This is a genomic window from Kitasatospora nipponensis, from assembly GCF_039528135.1.
GTDB lineage: Bacteria > Actinomycetota > Actinomycetes > Streptomycetales > Streptomycetaceae > Kitasatospora > Kitasatospora nipponensis.
The window spans coordinates 1-874 of record NZ_BAAALF010000576.1 but is presented as its reverse complement, the minus strand read 5'-3'; the positions used below and the strand labels follow the sequence as shown (position 1 = coordinate 874).

General features: G+C 70.8%; 2 protein-coding genes. One reads left to right on the top strand and one right to left on the bottom strand.

All coding sequences use genetic code 11. From position 1 onward, the window contains the following. Positions 1 to 45: 45 nt before the first annotated feature. Positions 46 to 438, bottom strand: coding sequence for a hypothetical protein (locus tag ABD323_RS42005; RefSeq protein ID WP_344447333.1), 393 nt, complete (start codon positions 436 to 438; stop codon positions 46 to 48). Positions 439 to 463: 25 nt separating this feature from the next. Between ABD323_RS42005 and ABD323_RS42000 the strand changes: the two genes are divergently transcribed. Beyond that, the coding region (locus tag ABD323_RS42000) for a hypothetical protein (protein WP_344447332.1) at positions 464 to 874 on the top strand (411 nt) is incomplete at its 3' end.

Here is an 874-nt window from a genome sequence, read left to right as displayed (position 1 = left end):
CGCCGTGGTTGGTCACCGGTTCGTTCGACATCAACGGTCCTTCCGTCACAGGGTCTTGGCAGGCGCCGGGGTGGGTGCGGACGCACCGCTCTGCTGGGGGACGCCGGGTGTGCCGGTCGCGGTGGCGTACTGGCCGACCGCCTGGTTGCCGACCACGCTGATGCCGCCCTGCTGGATGACGCCGTGGTTGAGGATGGACTGCTGCTGCTTGCGGAGGTCGGCGGTGTCCACACCGTGGGCCTCCAGGAACTCCCGGATCGCGGCCAGCGTGTGCTCGGTGAGGGTGGCGAACGCCCGGTCGGAATCGACCCGTTGGAAGTAGTTCTGGTAGTGGCCGTCGCTGGCGTGCTCGCGGATGCTCAGCTGGGCCCCGTAGTCGAAGGTCGGGTCCTCCTCGATCGCCACCAGTTCGCGCAGCTGCCGACGGCGGCGCCGCACGGGGGCGCCGGCGCCCGAAGGCCGCGTGGTCCAGGGATTCCCTGGGGGCCCGGAAGAGTGCCCGGCCGGTCTGCTCCAGCGCGGCGAGGCGAAGGACCCCGAGCCGGCCGGTGGTGAGGGTGCCGGGCAGCTGGTCGATCGCGTGGTAGTCGGCCTGCACCGGCGCGAGGATGCGCAGTTCGGCCTGGATGTGCAGGGTCTTCCCGTTGGTGGACATGTGCAGGAACATGCTCGGCACCACGTCGTCGCCCCAGAGCGGAAGATGGGCGCCCAGATAGTGCCGGACCACACCGTCGGGGTTGAGCGCGACCCGCCGGACCTGCTCCGGCGTCAGTTCCACGGCCGGGGAGAGCCGGTCCTCGGCGAGGATGTCCCTGTCCCCCACGAGGGCCGCGCCGTTGGCGAAGACCCGGTCCTTCAGGATCAGGTCGGAGAG